Genomic DNA, 19580 nt, shown 5'->3' on the forward strand with positions numbered 1-19580 from the left:
GATATTCATGTTCGCGAGGTGTGGTCGAATCGATCCACCCATCCGGCGTCCCGGACACGTGTCCGGTGGCCACGACCCGGGGCGCGGCGGGGCGTCGGTGGGGCCCGCACCGTCACCCGTAGCCGCGCGACCCCGGGTTCACCGCCGCCGCGGGGTCATTCCCGACCCACCCGGCGCCGGTGCACCCGGGCTTCCCGGGGGGTCAGGACGCACCGATCCCCCAGCGGCCCTCGGCACGGGACGTTCGCGATGACCTCCTCCGTTCCGGTCCACCCCTCCGGCACCTCCAACTCCACTTCCCGGTCGGTGAAGTTGGCCAGGACCAACAGTTCGGTGCCCCCGGCCGCGTACCGCCGGGTGAAGGCGTACACCTCCTCGCTCTCCGCGAACAACAGGTGGAAGTCGCCCCGGGTGACGGCCGGCTCGGTGTGCCGCAGTTCGATCAGTCGCCGGTGGTGGTGGAGCACCGAATCGGGGTCCGCCTCCTGCGTCCCGGCGTTGACCTCGCGGTGGTTCGGATTGACCGGCATCCACGGGGTGCCGGTGGTGAACCCCGCGTGCGGGGAGGCGTCCCACTGCATCGGGGTGCGGGCGTTGTCCCGGCTGCGGGCCCGCAGGGCGTCCAGCACCCGCTCCGGGTCCGCCCCCGCCGCGACCTCCTCCCGGTAGTGGTTGAGGGACTCGATGTCCCGGAAATCGTCGATCCCGGCGAAGGGCGCGTTGGTCATGCCCAACTCCTCGCCCTGGTAGATGTACGGCGTGCCGCGGTGCAGGTGCAGGACGGTGGCGAGCATGGTGGCCGAACGGGCCCGGTGCTCCGGTGAGTCGTCCCCGTAACGGGAGACCACCCTGGGCTGGTCGTGGTTGCAGAAGTACAGGCTGTTCCAGCCCGTCTCCGCCAACCCGTGCTGCCACCGCGCGAACGACGCCTTCAGGTCGGTCAGCCGCAGTGGGCGGACGTCGAACTTCCCGGCCGGCCCGCAGTCCAGCCCCACGTGCTCGAACTGGAACACCATGTCCACCTCCCGCCGCGCGGGATCGGTGAACAGCCGCGCCTCCTCCACGGTGACCCCGGGCATCTCCCCGACCAGCAACAGGCGTTCGGGATGCCCGGCGAAGACCTCCCGGTGCATCTCGGCCAGGAACTCGTGGATGCGCGGGCCGCACACACAGTGCGGGTCGCGGTCCCCGTACCGGGCACCCGGCGGCACGTGCCCGTCGGGCAGCCCGGGGTTCTTGGAGATCAGGTTGATGACGTCCATCCGGAAGCCGTCCACCCCGCGATCCAGCCACCACCGCATCATGTCGTGGATGGCCCGGCGGACCTCCGGGTTCTCCCAGTTGAGGTCCGGCTGCCGGGGGGAGAACAGGTGCAGGTGGTACTCCCCGGTGGCCGGATCGAGGGTCCAGGCGGGGCCGGAGAAGAACGAGCCCCAGTTGTTCGGTTCCGCGCCCGGATCGCCCGGCTCCATGCCGGGGCGGGGCGGTCGCCACCAGTACCAATCGCGCATCGGCCCGTCCGGGCCACCGTCCCGGGAGGCGACGAACCAGGGGTGCTCGTCGGAGGTGTGGTTCACCACCAGGTCCATGATCAGTCTCATGCCGCGCCGGTGGACCCCGGCCAGCAGCGCGTCGAAGTCGTCGAGGGTGCCGAAGACCGGGTCGATGCCGCGGTAGTCGCTGATGTCGTAACCGTTGTCGTCCCGGGGCGAGGGATATACCGGCGACAGCCAGATCACATCCACCCCCAGCCGTTCCAGGTGGCCCAGTCGGGAGGTGATGCCGGGCAGATCACCGAGACCGTCCCCGTCGGAGTCGGCGAAGGAGAGCGGATAGATCTGGTAGACCACCGCCCTGCGCCACCACGGGGTCTCGGAGTCGGTGTCGCTGTCGGGCATCACGGGCACCTCGGGGGAGTGACGGGAGCGGGGACGGACCACCCACGGGCACCGATCCGTCCCGCGAGGGGTCGGGTCCCTCCAGTGAACCCCGAACCCGTGACGTCCCCACCGACCGCCGCCGGCGTGTCTCCCGGCGCGCCGGGCCGTCCCGGCCGGTGGGGCGTCGTGCCGACCTCAATCCCCTCGGCCCATGGCGGTCACGATGTGTTCCGCGATGGCCATGGACGAGGTGGCGGCGGGGGAGGGGGCGTTGCGCACGACGGTCACCCCGCCCAGCCGGTGCACCCGGAAGTCGTCGACCAGCGTGCCGTCCCGGTCCAGCGCCTGGGCGCGAACCCCGGCCCCGGCCCGCACCACGTCGGCCGGACCGATATCGGGCACGTACCGCCGGGCATCGCGCAGGTAGGCACGCACCGAGAGCGACCCGCGCATCTCCCGCAGACCGGTGCGCCAGTGGCGGGCCACCAGCCGTCCGCTTCCCGGCCATGAGGCGATCCGCAGCAGTTCCCGCGGGTCCACCCGCCACCGCTGGTACCCCTCGCGGGCCATCGCCGGGACGGCGTTCGGCCCGACCTCCAGGCCACCGCCCACACGGCGGGTGAAGTGGACCCCCAGGAACGGATAGCGGGGATCGGGCACCGGATAGATCATCCCCCGCACCAGACCCGCCTTGGAGGCCCGTACCCGCATGTACTCGCCGCGAAAGGGGACGATACGCGGTTCGGCGGTGTCCGACACCAGCCTCCCCACCCGGTCCGCGTGCAGACCCGCGCACACCACCAACCGGCTCACCGACTCGGCGTGCCCGCCGGCGACGACCCGCAGACCTCCGCGGCGTTCCCGATGCACCGCCGTGACCCCCCGGCCCAACAGGATCTCCCCACCGGCGCTGACGATGTCCCGGCCGAACTCCTCGGCGATCCGCACGAAGTCGGTGATCGCGGTGCGCGGCGAGTGCAGGGCCGCCAGCCCCAAGGCGTGCGGCTCGACGTCGGTGATCCCGGAGGCGACCAGCCTCCTCAACCCCGGCACACCGTTGACCTCGGCGAGAGAGGCCAGGCGTTCCAGCCGGGGCAGCTCCCCGGGGGTGACCGCCACCACGAGTTTGCCGCACTCCTCGTACGGCAGACCGCGTTCGACGCAGTACTCCCGCAACATCGAACGCCCCCGGGTGCAGAGCCGGGCCTTGAGACTGCCGGGGGCGTAGTAGATCCCGGCGTGCACCACACCCGAGTTGTGCCCCGTCTGGTGGGCGCCGATCGAGTCCTCCTTTTCGAACACCACGACGCTGGTACCCGGTCGGCGCAGGGTGATCTCCCGCCCCACGGCGAGGCCGACGATCCCCGCCCCGACGATGCCGACGGTCTCGTCAGCCATCACGTCCTCCGTCTCACGGGTGGGATGTCCCGTTCGGGTCCGGGCGGGCCCCCACCCTCGCCGCCCGGAAGCGGGAGCGCGACCACCTCCCCGGCGTCCCCGGGCAGGTGACCGGCCGCCGGGTGGTTCCGATCACGGGAACACGCCGGCGCCCCTGCCCCCGCCTCCGCGGACCGGCGAGGGCGCCGAACATCGCCCCGGGCTCAGCCCCGCTCGTCCGGACCGGTGTTCCCGGCGGTCATGGAGGCACGAACCTCGTCCATGTCGAGCCCCCGCACGGCGGAGATCACCTGATCCAGCGCCGGCGCGGGAAGGGCACCCGGCTGGGAGAAGACCAGGACGCCATCGCGGAAGGCCATCAGCGTGGGGATGGAGGTGATCTCGGCCGCGGCCGCCAGGGCCTGCTCGGCCTCGGTGTCCACCTTGCCGAAGACGATGTCCGGGTTGGTCTCGGCGGCACGCTCGTAGACGGGGGCGAACGCCCGGCACGGACCGCACCAGGAGGCCCAGAAATCGACGAGGACGATGTCGTTGTCGGTGACGGTGCTCTCGAAGTCGGTGGCGGTCAGGGCGATGCTGCTCATGTGCCGGCTCCTTCCGGACGATCGGCGGACGCGGAACGACGCCCGGTACCCCTCGGGGTGTTCAACGCCGGAGGGGGACACCGCATTCCACCATCGATGGGCCGCGCGATCCCGGAAACGGTCGGCCCCGGGCCCCGCGGGCACGCCCCCGGCTCCCGGGCCACGTGCCCGCTCCACCCATCGGCGAAACCGCCCGTCGGTCATCCGCCCGACCCCACACCGTCTCCACCGTCCGTCACGGGGGGCGACCGGACGCGAACCCGACGCGTCCCGGGTTCCCGGCCACCGGTGCCCGGCCACCGGCCGCGCCCTCCCCACCCCGTCGCCCCGTCACAGCTCGAGCCGCTCCAGCCCCCTCACCAGGGACTCGCTGTAGGTCGGGAACTGGGCCACCCCGTCCAGCAGCGTGTCGATCGGGATACCGGCCCGGATGGCGAGTGCCGCCTGGTGGATCCACTCCCCGGCCAGCGGGGCCATCGCCCACGCCCCGATCAGCACCCGCCGCCGCCGATCGGCCAGCAGCCCCAGGGTGCCGGTGGGCTCGGTCTCGAACGTCCAGGGACGGGCCAGCGAGGCCGTGAGGTCGAACTCGCACGCCGCCGTCTCGATGCCCTCCTCCCGCGCCCCGGCCGCGGTGACCCCCACGGCCGCGATCTCCGGATGGGAGAAGACCACCCTCGGGATCCCCGTGTGGTCCGCACGCCGCGATCCGCCGAGGAGGACGTCGGCCACGATCCGACCGTGGTACTGCGCCACATGCGTGAACTGCGAGATGCCCGTGACATCACCGATCGCCCACAACCCGTCCCCGGTGACCCGGCACCGCTCGTCCACCACCGGCGCGCCGCTCCCGCCGAGTTCCACCCCCCCCCCCTCCAACCCCAGCCCCCCGGTACGGGGACGACGCCCCGCACCCAACACCACCACGTCGGTGCGCACCGCGCTCCCGTCGTCCAACTCCGCCACCGTTCCGTCGCCCTCCCGACGAACCGACGAGACCTGACAGCCGGTACGCACCTCGACCCCGTCCCCGCGCAGCCGCTCGGCGGCCAACTCGCCCAACCGGGGCTCCTCGCGACCCAACAGACGGGGACCGCGCTGGACGAGAACCACCGAGCACCCCATCCGGGCCAGGAACTGCCCCAACTCCACCCCCACCGCGCTGCCACCGATCAGCAGCGCCCGCTCCGGGATCTCCCGCAACGTCGTGGCCTCCCGGTTCGTCCAGACCTCCACCCCGTCCAGACCGTCCACCGGTGGGCGCACCGCCTCCGAGCCGGTGGCGACCACCACGTTCGCCGCGGTCAGACGTTCCCCGCCCGCCTCCACCACCCACGGATCACGGCCCGTGATCCGGGCCTCGGCCCGCAGGACCGTCGCGCCCTGCTCCCGATACCCCCTCACCTGCGCGGTGTCGTCCAACCCGCGGATCATGTGGTCCCGGTAGTCGCGCAGCGCCGACCACTCATGGGCGGGTTCGGACACCCCGGCCACCGCGGCGGCCTCCGCCCGCACCTCGGGGGACCGCAGCAGGGTCTTGGACGGTACACACGCCCAGTAGGCGCACTCGCCGCCCACGAGTTCCCGCTCCACCAGGGCGACCCGCCGCCCCGCCTCCAACAGACGACCGGCGACCGTCTCACCCCCCGGACCCGCTCCGATGACGACGACGTCGAAATCCACGGCCATGCGAGATCCTCTCCCCGGGTCCGGTCACCGGCCCGGTGGGTTGACCGGGCGGTCGTTCCACCCTCCCCCGGCCGCCGTGATCCCGCCCGTCGGCGGTGTCCCCGAACCCCCGCCGCCGCCTCCCACCACCCGATCGGGCTCCTTCGGACACCGTGCCGATGCGGCGACATCCGGGGCGTCAGGGGTCAGCCGGCCGGGTGAGGGGTACAGCGATCGTTGACGCCGCGGTCGCCCGGCCGCGGAACGCCGACGACGACCGGAGGTCGTGTGACTTCGTCAGCGCTCGCCCCACCCAGCCTCCTCGCGCGCTTCCGGGACGTCCGCGCGCTCACCGAGCGGCTGGCCGCGCCGCTCTCCCCGGAGGACCAGACGGCGCAGTCCATGCCGGACGCCAGCCCCACGAAGTGGCACCGCGCCCACACCTCGTGGTTCTTCGAGGAATTCCTCCTCGGACCCACCGGGCACCGCCCCTTCGACCCGACCTTCGGCTACCTGTTCAACTCGTACTACGAGGCCGTCGGCCCCCGGCACCCCCGCCCCGAACGGGGGCTGATCACCCGGCCGTCGGCCGAGGAGGTCGGCCGCTACCGCTCACACGTCGACCGCGCGGTCGACGACCTGTTGGGGAACACCGTCGAGGGGGAGCACGACGGGATCGTCGAACTGGGACTGCACCACGAGCAGCAACACCAGGAACTCCTGGTCATGGACGCGCTGCACCTCCTCTCCCACCACCCGTTCGGTCCTGCGATGGTCCGACGGCCCGCCGACGACCCCGCCGACGACCCCGCCCCGCTCCCGCAGAGCTGGCGCGCCGTCCCCGGCGGCCTTCACGAGATCGGCCACGACGGCACGGGTTTCGCGTTCGACAACGAGGGCCCGCGCCACACGGTGCACCTGGTGCCCTTCGAGATCGCCGAGCGCGCCGTCACCAACGAGGACTGGCTGGCCTTCATGGCCGACGACGGGTACTCCCGCCCCGAGCTGTGGCTCTCCGACGGCTGGGCGGCGGTCCGACGCCACGGCCTGCGCGCCCCCGGATACTGGCGGCAGGAGGAGGACGGCCGCTGGACGGTCTTCGGCGCGGCCGGTGTGCGGCCCCTGCGCCGCGCCGAGCCGGTCTGCCACGTCTCCTTCCACGAGGCGGACGCCTACGCCCGATGGGCAGGGGCCCGCCTGCCCACCGAGGCCGAGTGGGAGGTCGCCGCCCGGGAGGTGGCCGATCGGCGCGGCACCCTGCTCGACCCCGACCGCCTGCACCCCGGCCCGGTCGGTCGGCACATGATCGGGGACGTCTGGGAGTGGACCTCCAGCGCCTACCTGCCCTATCCCGGCTTCCGGCCCGTCGAGGGCGCCGTGGGGGAGTACAACGGCAAGTTCATGTCCGACCAGCACGTCCTGCGCGGGGCGAGCTGCGTCACACCGCCCGGTCACGAGCGGTTGACCTACCGCAACTTCTACCCCGCCGGCTCCCGGTGGGTGTTCGCCGGCCTGCGACTGGCGCGGCCGTGAAGGGCCCGGGGGGAACCGGACCCGTGATCCCGGACACCGCCGCCTCCGACGGAACCACGCGGGGCGGCCCTCCGCGAAGCGCGACCGTCCGGGTGGATCGACACCTGGACCCGGCGGCGCGCCGGACCGACCTGGCCCGGGACGTCCGCACCGGCCTGACCACCGACCGTCGGAGTCTGTCGCCGAAATGGTTCTACGACGCCGAGGGCTCCCGCCTCTTCGAACGCATCACCGAACTGGAGGAGTACTACCCCACCCGTCGGGAGCGCGCGATCCTGCGCGCGCACGCCCTGGACATCGCCGAGGCCACCCGCGCCGACACCCTCGTCGAACTCGGCAGCGGGACCTCGGAGAAGACCCGCCTGCTCCTGGACGCCCTCGCCAAGACCGGCACCCTGCGGCGATACGCGGCCCTGGACGTCGACGAGTCGGTCCTCACCGAGGCCGGGACCGCCGTGGCGGGGGAGTACCCCTCGATCACGGTGCACACCGTGGTCGGTGATTTCGAACGCCATCTCTCCTCCCTGCCCGTCGGAGGCCGGCGACTGGTGGTGTTCCTCGGCGGCACCATCGGCAACCTCCTTCCCGGGGAGCGCGCGCGTTTTCTGCGGGCCCTGACCGGGCACCTGGCCCCCGGTGACGGGCTCCTGCTCGGGACCGACCTGGTCAAGGACCCGGCCCGTCTGATCGCCGCCTACGACGACGCGGCCGGTGTGACGGCCGAGTTCAACCGCAACGTCCTCCACGTCCTGGTCCGGGAACTCGGCGCCGAGCTGGATCCCGACGGGTTCGATCACGTCGCCGTGTGGAACGACGCCGAGGAGCGGATCGAGATGCGGCTCCGGGCCCGGGGTGAACAGACGGTGCGCGTCCTCGACCTGGAGGTGACCTTCGCAGACGGGGAGGAACTGCTGACCGAGACCAGCGCCAAGTTCCGCCGCGAGGGTGTGGAGCGGGAGCTCACGGCGGCCGGGCTGTACCTCCGCTCCTGGTGGACCGATCCCGATGGCGATTACGCCCTCTCCCTCGCCGTCATGCCGTAGTCCGGCCGCCGTGTTCCCGGACGAACGGATCCGGGACGAACGGATCCCGGACGAACGGATCCCGGACGAACGGATCCGGGACGAACGGATCCGGGGACGGAGGTTCCGCGCTCCGGGGGCCGGGGGCCGGGGGCGGAACCTCCGTCCCCCGCCTCCGGTTCGAATCCCGGGATGTCGTCCGTGGTCGGACGCCGAGGTGCCCGCGCCCCGGGAGGAGGACCCGGCGTGGGGCGCCACCGCCGGGAGGTCAGCCGAGGTCGGCGACGGCGGTTCGGGCCGCCCGTCGCCGCTCGGCGGACCGTGGGAGAGGGGCCAGGACGGTTGTCTCGGTGGCGGCGGTGAGGCCGAGCGCACCACGCTGTATGGCGCTGATCGTGAGGGACCGTCCCCCCGGGTCCGGCTCCGCCTCGAACCAGCAGGGCTCACCGAGCTCGACCGGCCGCAGGAACGCGGCGTCAACGGAGGTCAGGAGAGCGGGGACGCCGTTCGGGAGTGACGCCAGGGTGGCCTGTCTCAGTGCCTCCATCAGCACCATCGGGGGCACGTGGCCGTTCCCCGGTGGCGCCGGGTTCGAGGGGTGACCGGGCGGGACGCGCAGCTGCCAGCAGTGCTGTTCCGGGGTGGCGGAGAGCACGACATCCCGTGGGGCGGTACGACCCACCGCCGACGGAGTGGGGGACGACGGTGGTTGATCAGTGGTCCCGTTTCCCCGTCGCTGCCGGGCCCGGTCGTGGTGGCGGAGGGGAACCGACAGATGTTCCAGGCCGAGAGTGGCGATGGAGAGGAGGTCGCCGCCCCGGACCGTCTCCATGTAGAGCGTCATCGAGGCCGGGTGGCCTCCCCTGAAGCGAACGTCGGCACAGGTGAGGTGGAGGTCGACACGGGTGTCCCCGTCGGCTCCGCGCAGGGCATACGGATTGACCGAGTACTGGAGGCGGGTCCAGGCGAGATGGTGGTTCGCGGGAGTTCGGTGGATGCCACGGGCCAGGAACAGCGCGCACTGGCGAAAGGTCTCGCACAGCAGCATGGGATCGTACGTCCCGCGTCGGGAGAGGTACCCCGGATGGTGCCCCCAGCGGGCCGACACGTGAAAGGAGTCGTTTCCGGCTCGCCGCCAATCTGTGAGGTGGACGGCGGAAGCGGGTGTGCCGGAGCCGGTACGGGTGCGTATCGGGGTGTGCTTCGGATCGACGCCGGGTGAATTCTCTCGGACGATCAGCATTTCTCTCCCGTGAGGCGTTTGCACGCGGCCCCGACGAGTAAGGGAAGGGGCCGCCAGGAAGAGTAACCGCGTTTGTTTTCCCTGTCGAGAGATTGTGTGGAGAGGGTCACGGTGTGAAGGGGGAGAGTCACTCGGCGCACTGATCGATCAAGATGTCCGGTATTTTAGGTGGGTGAATTTTGACGCGTTTGTTGCATTGGTCCCGGTGTGGCGATCCATTTGTGGGGGGCAAGTGCGAAGTCAGTGTTTGAGGTGGCTGAGAGGTGGGGAGGAATTTAGCTGTATTGAGTGGTGTCGGTCCGGTCGAGTGACTGCCCGGCCGGACCGACACACTGCTCTTTTCGCAGGTCAGCGAGTTAGGGTGGGGGCGGGGTCGGTACCGGGGGCGGTGCCGGGGTCGGCACCGGGGTCCGATGTGACGGCGGCGTTTCCGGGAGGCGAATTCCTGGCGTTCGCCCAGCGCTGCACACCATTGAGAATGGGGCGTTCCACGAGATAGTAGCTGAGCGATGCAATGGCAATGCTGCCGATGAGAACGGCGGTCATGAGCTCCGGGAACTGGATGGTTCCGCGCAACACATTCATTTCCGCGGGCTCCGTGCCGAATATGCTTCCGGTGCCGAACCAGAAGTACATCACGGCGAAATGCCAGAGGTAGATTCCGTAGGATATTCGCCCCAAATAGCGGGACACGGGATTGTCGAATACGCCGTCGAGTACGCGTGACCGGGTACCGGGGATGGCGAGGGGCGTCACCACGAGGTACGAGAAGAGCAGCAGCAGGAAGTACTGGGTCAGGGCCAGCCCGCCGCTCTCGTAGTCGCCGTAGCCGGGCCTGCCGAAGGGCTGGGTGCAGTTGAAGGCGTAGACCACCACGGCGCCCCCCACCAGCAGGAGCGGGCGTTCACGGGCGACCCGGTGAAGGAAGTGCTCCTTGCCGTGTTCGGCGGCGAGCAGCAGGATGGCCATCATCATGCCGAGCACGAAGGCGCCCCCGACGGCGAACGGCCACCAGTACTGCTCGGGGTAGATGCCCATCTCCGGACGGTGGATGTGGTAGGTCCACCATGCCGACGCGATGACGACCACCCCGGGCGGGATCAGCATCCGGCGGATCTTCTTCCCGAAGTCATCGGTGCCGCGCGCCAGTCGGTGCATCAGCCAGGCGAGGAGTGGCAGGGCCAGGTAGTACTGCATTTCGGCGGGCACCGTCCACGCCGGGTCCATCCCCGCGATCCAGGTGTAGTCGTAGACCTGGAGCATGAGGAGCGGCCTCAGCACGTACCACGGACCGTCGATGGCACGGTAGTTGAGGAGGAAGACGCAGACCAGTGCCAGCAGGGCGTAGGCCGGCCACAGGCGGGCCACCCGCTTGGCGAAGAACGCCTTCAGATCCGGATGGGGCGTTCCGTAGAGGGTCCAGCGGGCGAATTGGCGGTACAGGAGCATACCGGACAGTACGAAGAACGGGCCCAGGGCGATGGGGCGCAGGCCGGCGAGGAGCACCGCGAGGGTCTCATTGCCGGGCTCCACGTCGTATGCGCCCATGACACCGGCGGTGAAGGAGGTGTGTACGGCGGCGACTCCGAGCGCACACAGGGCGCGGACGCCGTCGAGTCGCCCGATTCTCCGCGGTTGTCGGGAGGTGGGCGCGGCCGTAGTGGTCTTCACAACAGCGACTCCTCTTGTTCGATCGATCTCCTCAGGATGGTGTTGTCCGGGCGCCCGGACCATCTCCAAAAATGCGGTCTTCGACGGGTGTTCCTGGGGTGGCGCACCCTGTTCGGGGCGCGCGCGGGAGCGGGGGCGCACAGCAGTCTCGGAGATGCCCGTCCGCGGACGGAGCCCGGAGCATGGGCGCGAGCGGGCCTCGGGTCCGACGGGCCACCTGGATGGGATGTGGATCGTGGGTGTTGAAGGTGTGCGCGGTTCCGAGCGCGCGTTGGCGACCCTCTACAACTCGGCGGTGGCCGCGTGGGCACTCGCCGCAGCCTGGGAAATCGGAGCGTTGGAGGAACTCCATCGGGAGCGACGTCTCGATGTGAGGGCGTTCGCCATACGCGAGAACCTGGATGAGTCGTCCACCGTCGGCCTGTTCCGGGCGTTGGCGGTGGCAGGGATCGTTCGACGTGAGGGGACGGTGGTGACGCCCCGGGAACGGTTCGAAGAGGCGTATCGCACCAAGTCGTTCTTCCACTGGCTCACCCGGGGCAGCGCGGAGCTTTTCCGGGAGATCCCCTCCGTGCTGCCGCGGGCCAACCGCACCGGTGATTTCTACCGACGGGACCCGGCCGCCATCGCGTACGCGTGTCGGGAGATAGACGAGGTCACCTACGCGCCGACCTTCCGCAAGGCTCTGCGGGAAATCGACTTCACGCCTCGACGTGTCGCCGACCTGGGGTGCGGCAGCGGGGCGCGACTGCGACAGATCCTCGAGCTGTATCCCTCGGCCACCGGCATCGGCATCGATGTCGCCGACCCCGCGCTGGAGGTCGCCCGTGCGGAGCTGGAGGCGGCGGAACTCGGCCACCGGGCGGGGTTCGTCCACGGGGACGTCCTCCGGCTGTCGCCGGCTCCGGAATACGACTCGGTCGATCTGCTCACCTGCTTCATGATGGGCCACGACTTCTGGCAGGACCGCGGCCGGGAGGGGGCGATCGCCACCCTGCGGGGTCTGCGGGAGGCGTTTCCCGGCGCGCGTCGGTTGCTCATCGGTGACGCGACCCGGACGACCTTCGCCGACGACGAGCTGCCGGTGTTCACCCTGGGGTTCGAGCTCGGCCACGACCTGATGGGGACCTATCTGCCGTCGATCGCGGAGTGGGAGTCGGTCATCCCGGAATCCGGGTGGGAGTTGGTGGGGATGCACCGCATCGAGATGACCGTGGGCGAAGTCATCCTCGTTCTCGGATGAGGGGACGGGGATGACCACGGTTGTCGAAGCTGTCGCCGGTGCCCTGGTAGGAGCCGGGGTGCGGCACGTGTTCGGTCTGGTCGGAGGCGGCAACGTCCTCGCCGTCGCGGCGATGACGTCCGCCGGCCTGCACTACACCGCCGCCCGACACGAGAGCGGTGCGGTGGTGATGGCCGACGCCTACCACCGGGTCGGTGGGGGGGTCGCCGTGTGCACCACCACCCACGGGGCGGGACTGACCAACGCGCTCACTCCCCTGGCCGAGGCGGTCAAGCACCGATCCGGCTTGGTGTTGGTGTCCGGCGCTCCGGCCACCGGTGGACCCGGGGCACACGACGTGGACCAGGTCGCGCTCCTCACTTCCCTGGGAGTGGAGGTGGAGGTCCTCTCGCCGGACGGCGCGGAGGCCCGGACCCGGGCCGCGGTCGTCCGGGCCCGGGCGGAGCGGCGTCCCGTCGCGCTGTTGTTGCCCACCGATGTCTCGGGAGCGGAGGTGGGGGTGTCACCCGAAGCCGGTTCGGAACCGCTCGGTGCCGCTCCGCCCGTGACACCGGACGCCGATCGGGTGATGCGGATCGCCGCGGCGCTGGCCACGGCCCGGCGGCCCCTGGTGGTGGCCGGCCTGGGCGCGTGGCGAGCGGGCGCCCGGGAAGTGTTGGAGGAGCTCGGGACACGGGTCGGGGCCTTCCTGGCCACGACGGTGATGGGCTCGGGCATGTTCGCCGGCAGTCCCTGGTCGGTGGGTGTCTGCGGCGGTTTCTCGGCTCCGGCCACCGCGCGACTGATCGCCGAGGCCGACGTGGTGGTCGCGTTCGGCGCTTCGCTGGACCCTTTCACCCTGCACGGCGGAAGACTCATCGATCCGCGGGCCACCGTGGTGCAGGTCACGCTGGCGGACACCGCGTCGAGCCGGGCGGACACCGTGCTCCGCGCCGACGCGGCGGCCACGGCGCGGGCGTTGCTGGCCGCGCTCGGCCCGGCAACGCCCGGGGAGCCGGCCGATCACTGGCGGAGCCGGATCGGACCCGATCGGCTCCGCGCGCTGGCGCGGGGTTGGCACGCGGAGCCGTTCCAAGACCGCTCCGAGCCCCGGCGGATCGATCCCCGCTCGCTGACCCGGGCGTTGGTCGCCCTTCTGCCGCGTGAGCGGACCGTGGTCTGGGACGGGGGCCACTTCATCGCGTGGCCGGCGCAGTACTGGTCGGTTCCGGACCCGCACGGTCTGGTCTTCACCGGGGCCGCCTTCCAGTGCATAGGGCTCGGTTTCGCCGGTGCGGTGGGAGCCGCGGTGGGCCGGCCGGATCGGGTGGTGGTCCTCGCCACCGGGGACGGCGGCGGCCTGATGGGGCTGCCCGAACTCGAGACCCTGGTGCGGACCGGCGTTTCCGCGCTGGTCGTGATCTACGACGACGCCTCCTACGGCTTCGAGGAGCACATGTACCTGCCACGCGGCGCGGACCCGGCCACGGTGCGGTTTTCCGATACGGACTTCGCGGGCATCGCGCGGGCCCTGGGGGCGGAGGCGGTGACCGTGCGGGCCCCGGAGGATCTGGCGATCGTCGAACGGTGGACCGGGCATGGGCGGCCGGGTGTGCTGGTTCTGGACTGCAAGCTCACCGGTGGAGTCGTCGCGCCGTTCCTGGAGGAGCTGATCCGGGGACCCGCGGGCTGATCATCCGAAGGGGCCCCGACATCGATGTCGGGGCCCCTCGCTGTTCCGGCCCGGCCTCGGGGGTCCGTCTCCGTGCGGATCCGCCTCCGGGGTTCCGCCTCACATGGGACGGGGGAAGGGATGCGGGCCACCGAAATCGATCAGGTCCGGCACCGTCCAGCCGTCGAGGTCGTACTCGGCCATGCACGTCTCCGCGAACTCCTTGTAGGAGTCCACCATGCCGAGGGCGGTCTGCGAAGCGAGGATCTCGGTCCGTGTCGCCTCGTGGTTGCCGCCGTAGTTGCGCTCGTAGAGCTCGTGGCGTCCGCCGAATTCGGTGCCGACGGTGTCCCACAGGAGCTTGAGGACCTTGGCCCGTTCCACGGCGTCGGTCCCCGCGGAACCGCGCAGATAGGTGTCGAGATAGGGCCGGATCTCGGGGTTGGTGAAATCGCGGGTACTGGAGTTGAGGTAGACGAGCCCGCTGGCGACGTCCTGTTGGATGATCTCCCGCACCCGGGGATAGCCGATCTGCATGAACCAGCGGTACGCCATTCCGTACTGGAGGTTGGGCAGGACGGCACCGTGGTGCCAGGGTGTCGGGTTGCGGGCGGCCGCGTCCGAGAGGGACCAGAACAGGTTCCGCCAGGCGAGGACCTCACCGAGTCGGCTCTGTACGCCGCGGAAGTCCTGGACACCCGTGATCTCCAGGGCCTTGGCGAGCAGTCCGGCGATGAACTCCAGTTTCACTGCCAGCCGGGTGCAGCCGTGGAAGGTGAAGCGCTCCACGAAGCCCGAGTGCCCGGCGAACATGTGCACCTTGGCGATGTCGCCGTAGATGAAGACGTCCTCCCACGGGATGAGAACCCGGTCCAGGACGAGCATCGTGTCGTTCTCGTCGAGTCGTGAGGAGAGCGGGTAGTCGAAGGGGGTTCCCGCCGCCGCCGCCGTCGCGGTGTAGGAGGGGCGGCAGATGAGCTTGACTCCCTTCGCCGCCGTGGGGATGGCGGCGACCAGCGCGAACTCACGTTCCTTGACGGGAAGACCGTAGTGGGCGATGAAGTTGTGGTGGGTCATGGCCGAGGCGGTCGCGACGACCTTGGCACCGCTGACCACCAACCCCGCGTCGGTCTCCCGCTCCACGTGCACGAACACGTCCGAGACCTGGTCCGGGGGCAGATGCCGGTCCACCGGCGGATGCACGATCGCGTGGTTCCAGTACAGAACTTGTTCCTGGGAACGGCGGTACCAGCGACGGGCGTTGTCCGCGAACGGCTCGTAGAAGTCGGCGTTGGCCCCCAGCGTGCCGAGGAAGGCGGCCTTGTAGTCGGGACTCCGTCCCATCCAGCCGTAGCTCATACGTGACCAGGCGGCGATGGCACGCTGGTGGGCCACCAGGTCATCCGCGCTGCGCGGTGTCGTGAAGAACCGGTGCGTGTACCCCGCCCCCCCGCCGTCCACCTCGGTGGTGAGCACGTCCCGGTGCTCGGGGGAGTGGAGCGCGTCGTACAGCCGGGCCGTCATGCGAGCGGGGTTGGCGAACGCGGGATGCCGCGTCACATCACCCGCCCGGTCCCCGTAGAGGAACACCTCCCGACCGTCGCGGAGACTTTCCAGGTACTCGTCGCCGGTCAGTGGACGTGTTCGTGGTGGGTTGGGGGGTTCGGCGGAGGCGCCACCCTGCTCGCTCATGTCGGCATCGTGACAGTTCGGGTCCGGTGGCGCTTCTTCCAGTGTGCGCGGCCTCGCCACTCCGCCCGGGACGTTCGACCGGGCGCCGTGCAGCGCAATCCGGAAGGTGCGCCGCTCCGGGGGCAGGGTGTGAGCTCGGTCGTCGAAGGTCCGCATCCGTCGTTCCGCAGGAGGTTCCACGATGACCACCGTCGATATTCCCACGCGCGCGCAGCTGGTCCGGCGCGCGACCGATTTGGTGCCGCTGCTGCGCAGCGGCGCGGACCGGGCCCAGCGGGACGGACGTCTGTCGGATGACACGGTAGAGGCCCTGACCGAGGCGGGCGCCTACCGACTTCGTGTTCCCCGGCGTTACGGTGGCCACGAGGTGGACACCCGCACGCTCGTCGAGTTCGCCACCGAGCTCGCGCGGGGGGACGGTTCGGCCGCCTGGTCGGCTTCGGTGACGTGGATCCCCACGTACATGGCCTGCATGTTCCCCGATGAGGTCCAGGACGAGGTGTTCTCCACCCCGGACGTACGTCTGTGCGGCACGCTCAGCCCGTCCGCGCAGGCCGTCCCCGCATCCGGCGGCATCACCGTCAACGGTGGTTGGGGTTTCGTCAGCGGCGCCCCCCATGCCCACTGGCAGCAGATCCTCGCCGTTCTCATCGATGGGGACAAGCCGCCGATGCCGGTGATGGCGCTCGTCCCCATGAACGAGCTGAAGATCGTCGACGACTGGGACTCCCACGGGTTGCGGGGCACCGGGAGCGTCACCACCGTGGCGGAGAACGTCTTCGTCCCCCGGGAGCGGATCCTGCCGCTTCCCGCCGTACTGGCCGGGCAGTACGCCTCCGTGGCGAACAAGGAGTCCGCCGTCTATCGCGCGCCGTTGTTGCCGGTGGCGTCCGCCTCATCGGTGGGAACCGCGGTCGGACTCGCGATGGCCGCGCGGGACCTCTTCATGGAGCGGCTGCCCGAGCGAGGCCTGACCTATACCTCCTACGGGACCCAGGCGGAAGCGGCCCAGACGCACCTGAAGGTGGCCGAGGCCCACCTCCTCGCGGACGAGGCGGTCTTCCACGCGCACCGCCTGGCCGATCAGGTGGACGCCAAGAGCGGGGCCGGCGAGGAGTGGTCCGCAGCGGAGCGATCCCGGGCCAGGGCGGATCTGGGAGCGGCGGTCCGTCGGGCGGGGGAGGCCGTGGACATCCTCGCGGGAGCGTCCGGTGGTTCCTCCGTGTACCGCCGGGTGCCGATTCAGCGGATCCTCGCCGACATCAACGCCGTCGCCCTGCACGCCCTGATGAACCCGGACGTGAACACGGAGTTGTACGGCAGGGTGCTGTGCGGTCTGGAACCCAACACCCAGTACCTCTGACGGCTTCCGGTCCGCCGCCCGTTCCCCTTCGGCGCGGCGGTCCCCGAATCGGTGAGTTTCCCCCCGGGCACGGCCCGTGGGGACCCGGGAATCCACATCCCATCAGCGAGGAGCAGCCATGAGCGAGCGGAACACCCATGACGATGTCCGGATCCCCGACGAGGATCGAGCGGCGGTCACCGAATTGCCCCGGCGGGTGATGGCCGCGTGGGCCGATCACGACGCGGAGACCTTCTCCGAGATCTTCGCCGAGACCGGGACGATGATTCTCCCCGGGGTTCATCTCAAGGGCCGTGAGGCCATCAAAACCTTCCTGACCGAGGCGTTCGCGGGTCCCTACAAGGGCACCCGGGTCACCGGCACCCCGATCGACGTGCGGTTCTTCACTCCGGTGTCGGGCCTGTTCATCACCAGGGGCGGTGTGCTCGCGCCGGGGGAGGAGGAACCCTCCAGGGAGCGCGCGGTGCATGCCTGCTGGGTGGTCGTCAAGGAAGGCGGGGAATGGCGTCTCGCCTCCTACCAGAACAGCCCGCGGCACACGGCGTGAGCGGGACGGAGCACAGCATGGAGGGATTCGACATGTCGGAAGAAGGCGTTCGTTCCGCGGTGGTCCTGGGCGGTGGTATGGCCGGCCTGCTCGCCGCACGCGTGCTCGCCGACACCCACCGTCGGGTGGTGGTCGTCGATCGCGATGTGATCGGTGATTCGACCACGGCGCGCAAGGGGGTGCCGCAGGGGCGGCACGTGCACGGACTGCTGGCGCGAGGTCAGCAGATTCTGGAGGAGCACTTCCCCGGCTTCACCGAGGAGGCCGTCGCCGCGGGTATCCCCACCGCGGACCTCGGCGAGCTCCGGTGGTTCTTCAACGGACGGCGGTTGAGTCCGGCTCCCACCGGTCTGACCTGTGTGTCGGCGACCCGCCCGTTGCTGGAGAGCCGGGTACGGGCCCGGGTGGCCGCGCTGGAGAACGTGTCCTTCCTGGAAGGGCACGACATCGTGGGGCTCACGGTCGGCGAGGACGGTCATACCGTGACCGGTGTCCGGGTCCACGGTGCCGCGGGGGGCGAGCGGTCCGTCGGGGCCGAGCTGGTGGTGGACACCACCGGTCGCGGGTCCCGTACCCCGGCATGGCTGGAGGAGATGGGGTACCAGCGCCCCCGGGAGGAGCGCATCGGTGTCGATCTGACCTACACCACGCGGTTGTTCCGGCTACCGGACGAGTCGGTCCTTCGGGGCGACATGTCGATCAATCCCGTCTCCTCGCCCAGCCACCGCCGCGGGGCGTTCCTCTCCCGGATCGAGGACGGACTGATCGTCGTCTCACTCACCGGTGTGCTCGGTGAGAGCGCGCCCACCGAGCTCGAGGGATTCCTCGCCTGGACGCGAACCCTCGCGGTGCCGGACATCCACGACGTGATCAAGGACGCCGAGCCGGTCTGTGACGGGACGACTTTCCGGTTCCCGACCAGCGTGCGCCGCCGCTACGACGAGCTCACCCGCTTCCCGAAGGGGCTGGTGGTGATGGGTGACGCCGTGTGCAGTTTCAACCCCGTGTACGGACAGGGCATGACGGTGTCCGCCCTGGAGTCGTTGGTGTTGCGGGAGCACGTGGCGGGTGGACCGGTCGATCCCCGGGCCTACTTCCGGGACCTGACGGGGGTCATCGAGGTTCCGTGGCAGATGTCGGCCGGCTCCGACCTCGGCTACCCCGAGGTGGAGGGGGAACGGACCGCCGAATGGGAGCGGAGCGGTCGATACATGGCCGACCTCCACACCGCGGCGACGGTGGACGGCACTCTCACCGCCACCTTCATGCGGGTCGCCGGTCTGGTCGATCCGCCCACCGCGCTGATGGACCCGGAGGTGATGCGGCGCGTGGAGGAGGGCGTGCGCCGGGTCGGAGCGGCCGTGGCCTGAGTTCTTCGCCGGTGTTCGGCCCGCCCGCCCTCCGGGGCGGGCGGGCCGAACGCGTCGGCACCCGGTCTCCCGCGGCCCGGTGCTCCACCGGCGAGGGCCCGAGCGGACAGCGCGGTGCCCCGGGTTCCGGCGCGGCGCCACGCCGGAACCCGGGGCACGGAGGCACCCTTGCGGAGATCAGCGGAAGGAGACCGGCACGCCGCCGCCCTCACCCGCGGCGTTGCCGAGACCGGCCATGCACTGCGTCACGGTGCAGTCGACCGTTCCCCAGGGCACGGTCTCGGCCCCGACCACGGCTTCGAAGCTCTTGTTCACCCGGAGGGTGACCTTGACCTCGCCGGCCGCGTTGGCGACGGCGTCCACCGAGGTCGCGGCGTTGCAGCCGTAGACCCACTCCTCCACGAAGGCGCACTGGCCGACGTGGTAGAGGTCGCCCGGGGTGAGCCCGGTGGCGGAGAGGGTGACCGTGTCGCCATCGGACAGACCGCTGGTGGGGGTGACGGTCACGGAGGGGGCGGAGTTCTCGGCCGCCGGAGCGGCGGGCTGGACGGCCAGGGCGAGCCCGAGGGCGAGGGCGGCGGCACCACCGGCTCGTGCGGCGAACTTCATCGTGTTCCCTTTCATCATGAAAACGACTCCCGGGTACAGGGGGGACGGGCCGAATCGGCCTCGTGGAAGAAACGGTAGACACCTCACGACGACCTGGGCATCTTCC

15 protein-coding genes are annotated in these 19580 nt (G+C 70.7%); 7 read left to right on the forward strand and 8 right to left on the reverse strand.

The window, feature by feature from the left end; all coding sequences use genetic code 11:
* Positions 1 to 155 precede the first annotated feature (155 nt).
* From LZF96_RS04550 to LZF96_RS04565, 4 genes are all read right to left on the reverse strand, one after another.
* A complete protein-coding gene (locus LZF96_RS04550) occupies positions 156 to 1898 on the reverse strand; it encodes an alpha-glucosidase (protein WP_233865829.1) in 1743 nt (580 codons plus the stop codon).
* Positions 1899 to 2075: 177 nt separating this feature from the next.
* Entirely contained in the window at positions 2076 to 3278 is a 1203-nt protein-coding gene (gene lhgO / locus LZF96_RS04555; RefSeq protein WP_233865830.1) for an L-2-hydroxyglutarate oxidase, read from the reverse strand.
* Between the two features lie 203 nt (positions 3279 to 3481).
* Positions 3482 to 3862, reverse strand: coding sequence for a thioredoxin (gene trxA, locus LZF96_RS04560; protein WP_233865831.1), 381 nt, complete (start codon positions 3860 to 3862; stop codon positions 3482 to 3484).
* A 330-nt stretch (positions 3863 to 4192) separates the two neighbouring features.
* Complete coding sequence (locus tag LZF96_RS04565) at positions 4193 to 5551, reverse strand: NAD(P)/FAD-dependent oxidoreductase (RefSeq protein ID WP_233865832.1); 1359 nt, start codon at positions 5549 to 5551, stop codon at positions 4193 to 4195.
* A gap of 267 nt (positions 5552 to 5818) precedes the next feature.
* Here LZF96_RS04565 and egtB point away from each other — a divergent pair, with 267 nt between their 5' ends.
* The gene (gene egtB, locus LZF96_RS04570; RefSeq protein ID WP_233865833.1) at positions 5819 to 7063 is read left to right on the forward strand and encodes an ergothioneine biosynthesis protein EgtB; all 1245 of its coding nucleotides are present in this window, start codon (positions 5819 to 5821) and stop codon (positions 7061 to 7063) included.
* A gap of 92 nt (positions 7064 to 7155) precedes the next feature.
* The gene (gene egtD / locus LZF96_RS04575) at positions 7156 to 8106 is read left to right on the forward strand and encodes an L-histidine N(alpha)-methyltransferase (RefSeq protein ID WP_233865836.1); all 951 of its coding nucleotides are present in this window, start codon (positions 7156 to 7158) and stop codon (positions 8104 to 8106) included.
* 247 nt (positions 8107 to 8353) lie between these two features.
* On the opposite strand, the gene LZF96_RS04580 is transcribed toward egtD, so the two are convergent.
* Positions 8354 to 9328 carry an AfsA-related hotdog domain-containing protein gene (locus LZF96_RS04580; protein ID WP_233865838.1) on the reverse strand — a complete coding sequence of 325 codons (975 nt, stop codon included), beginning with the start codon at positions 9326 to 9328 and terminating at the stop codon, positions 8354 to 8356.
* Between the two features lie 348 nt (positions 9329 to 9676).
* Complete coding sequence (locus LZF96_RS04585; protein ID WP_233865840.1) at positions 9677 to 10999, reverse strand: acyltransferase; 1323 nt, start codon at positions 10997 to 10999, stop codon at positions 9677 to 9679.
* 226 nt (positions 11000 to 11225) lie between these two features.
* On the opposite strand from LZF96_RS04585, the gene LZF96_RS04590 reads away from it, so the two are divergent.
* Both LZF96_RS04590 and LZF96_RS04595 read left to right on the forward strand, forming a co-directional pair.
* Complete coding sequence (locus LZF96_RS04590; protein ID WP_374203095.1) at positions 11226 to 12242, forward strand: trans-aconitate 2-methyltransferase; 1017 nt, start codon at positions 11226 to 11228, stop codon at positions 12240 to 12242.
* A gap of 10 nt (positions 12243 to 12252) precedes the next feature.
* Positions 12253 to 13914, forward strand: a complete 1662-nt coding sequence (locus LZF96_RS04595; RefSeq protein WP_233865843.1) for a thiamine pyrophosphate-binding protein — start codon at positions 12253 to 12255, stop codon at positions 13912 to 13914.
* 99 nt (positions 13915 to 14013) lie between these two features.
* Here the strand turns inward: LZF96_RS04595 and LZF96_RS04600 are convergent, their stop codons facing one another.
* The gene (locus tag LZF96_RS04600) at positions 14014 to 15585 is read right to left on the reverse strand and encodes a 4-hydroxyphenylacetate 3-hydroxylase family protein (protein ID WP_233865844.1); all 1572 of its coding nucleotides are present in this window, start codon (positions 15583 to 15585) and stop codon (positions 14014 to 14016) included.
* Between the two features lie 181 nt (positions 15586 to 15766).
* Here LZF96_RS04600 and LZF96_RS04605 point away from each other — a divergent pair, with 181 nt between their 5' ends.
* The 3 genes from LZF96_RS04605 (at position 15767) to LZF96_RS04615 (ending at position 18865) form a co-directional block, all read left to right on the forward strand.
* On the forward strand, positions 15767 to 16948 hold the full coding sequence (locus tag LZF96_RS04605) for an acyl-CoA dehydrogenase family protein (RefSeq protein ID WP_233865845.1): 1182 nt from the start codon (positions 15767 to 15769) through the stop codon (positions 16946 to 16948).
* Positions 16949 to 17066: 118 nt separating this feature from the next.
* Positions 17067 to 17495: an SgcJ/EcaC family oxidoreductase gene (locus LZF96_RS04610; RefSeq protein WP_233865849.1), complete on the forward strand. Its 429-nt coding sequence runs from the start codon at positions 17067 to 17069 to the stop codon at positions 17493 to 17495.
* Positions 17496 to 17512: 17 nt separating this feature from the next.
* The gene (locus LZF96_RS04615) at positions 17513 to 18865 is read left to right on the forward strand and encodes an NAD(P)/FAD-dependent oxidoreductase (protein ID WP_233865851.1); all 1353 of its coding nucleotides are present in this window, start codon (positions 17513 to 17515) and stop codon (positions 18863 to 18865) included.
* Positions 18866 to 19042: 177 nt separating this feature from the next.
* On the opposite strand, the gene LZF96_RS04620 is transcribed toward LZF96_RS04615, so the two are convergent.
* Positions 19043 to 19489, reverse strand: a complete 447-nt coding sequence (locus LZF96_RS04620; protein ID WP_233865853.1) for an enediyne antibiotic chromoprotein — start codon at positions 19487 to 19489, stop codon at positions 19043 to 19045.
* Positions 19490 to 19580: the final 91 nt, after the last annotated feature.

This window comes from Streptomyces sp. ST2-7A (genome assembly GCF_021390475.1).
GTDB lineage: Bacteria > Actinomycetota > Actinomycetes > Streptomycetales > Streptomycetaceae > Streptomyces.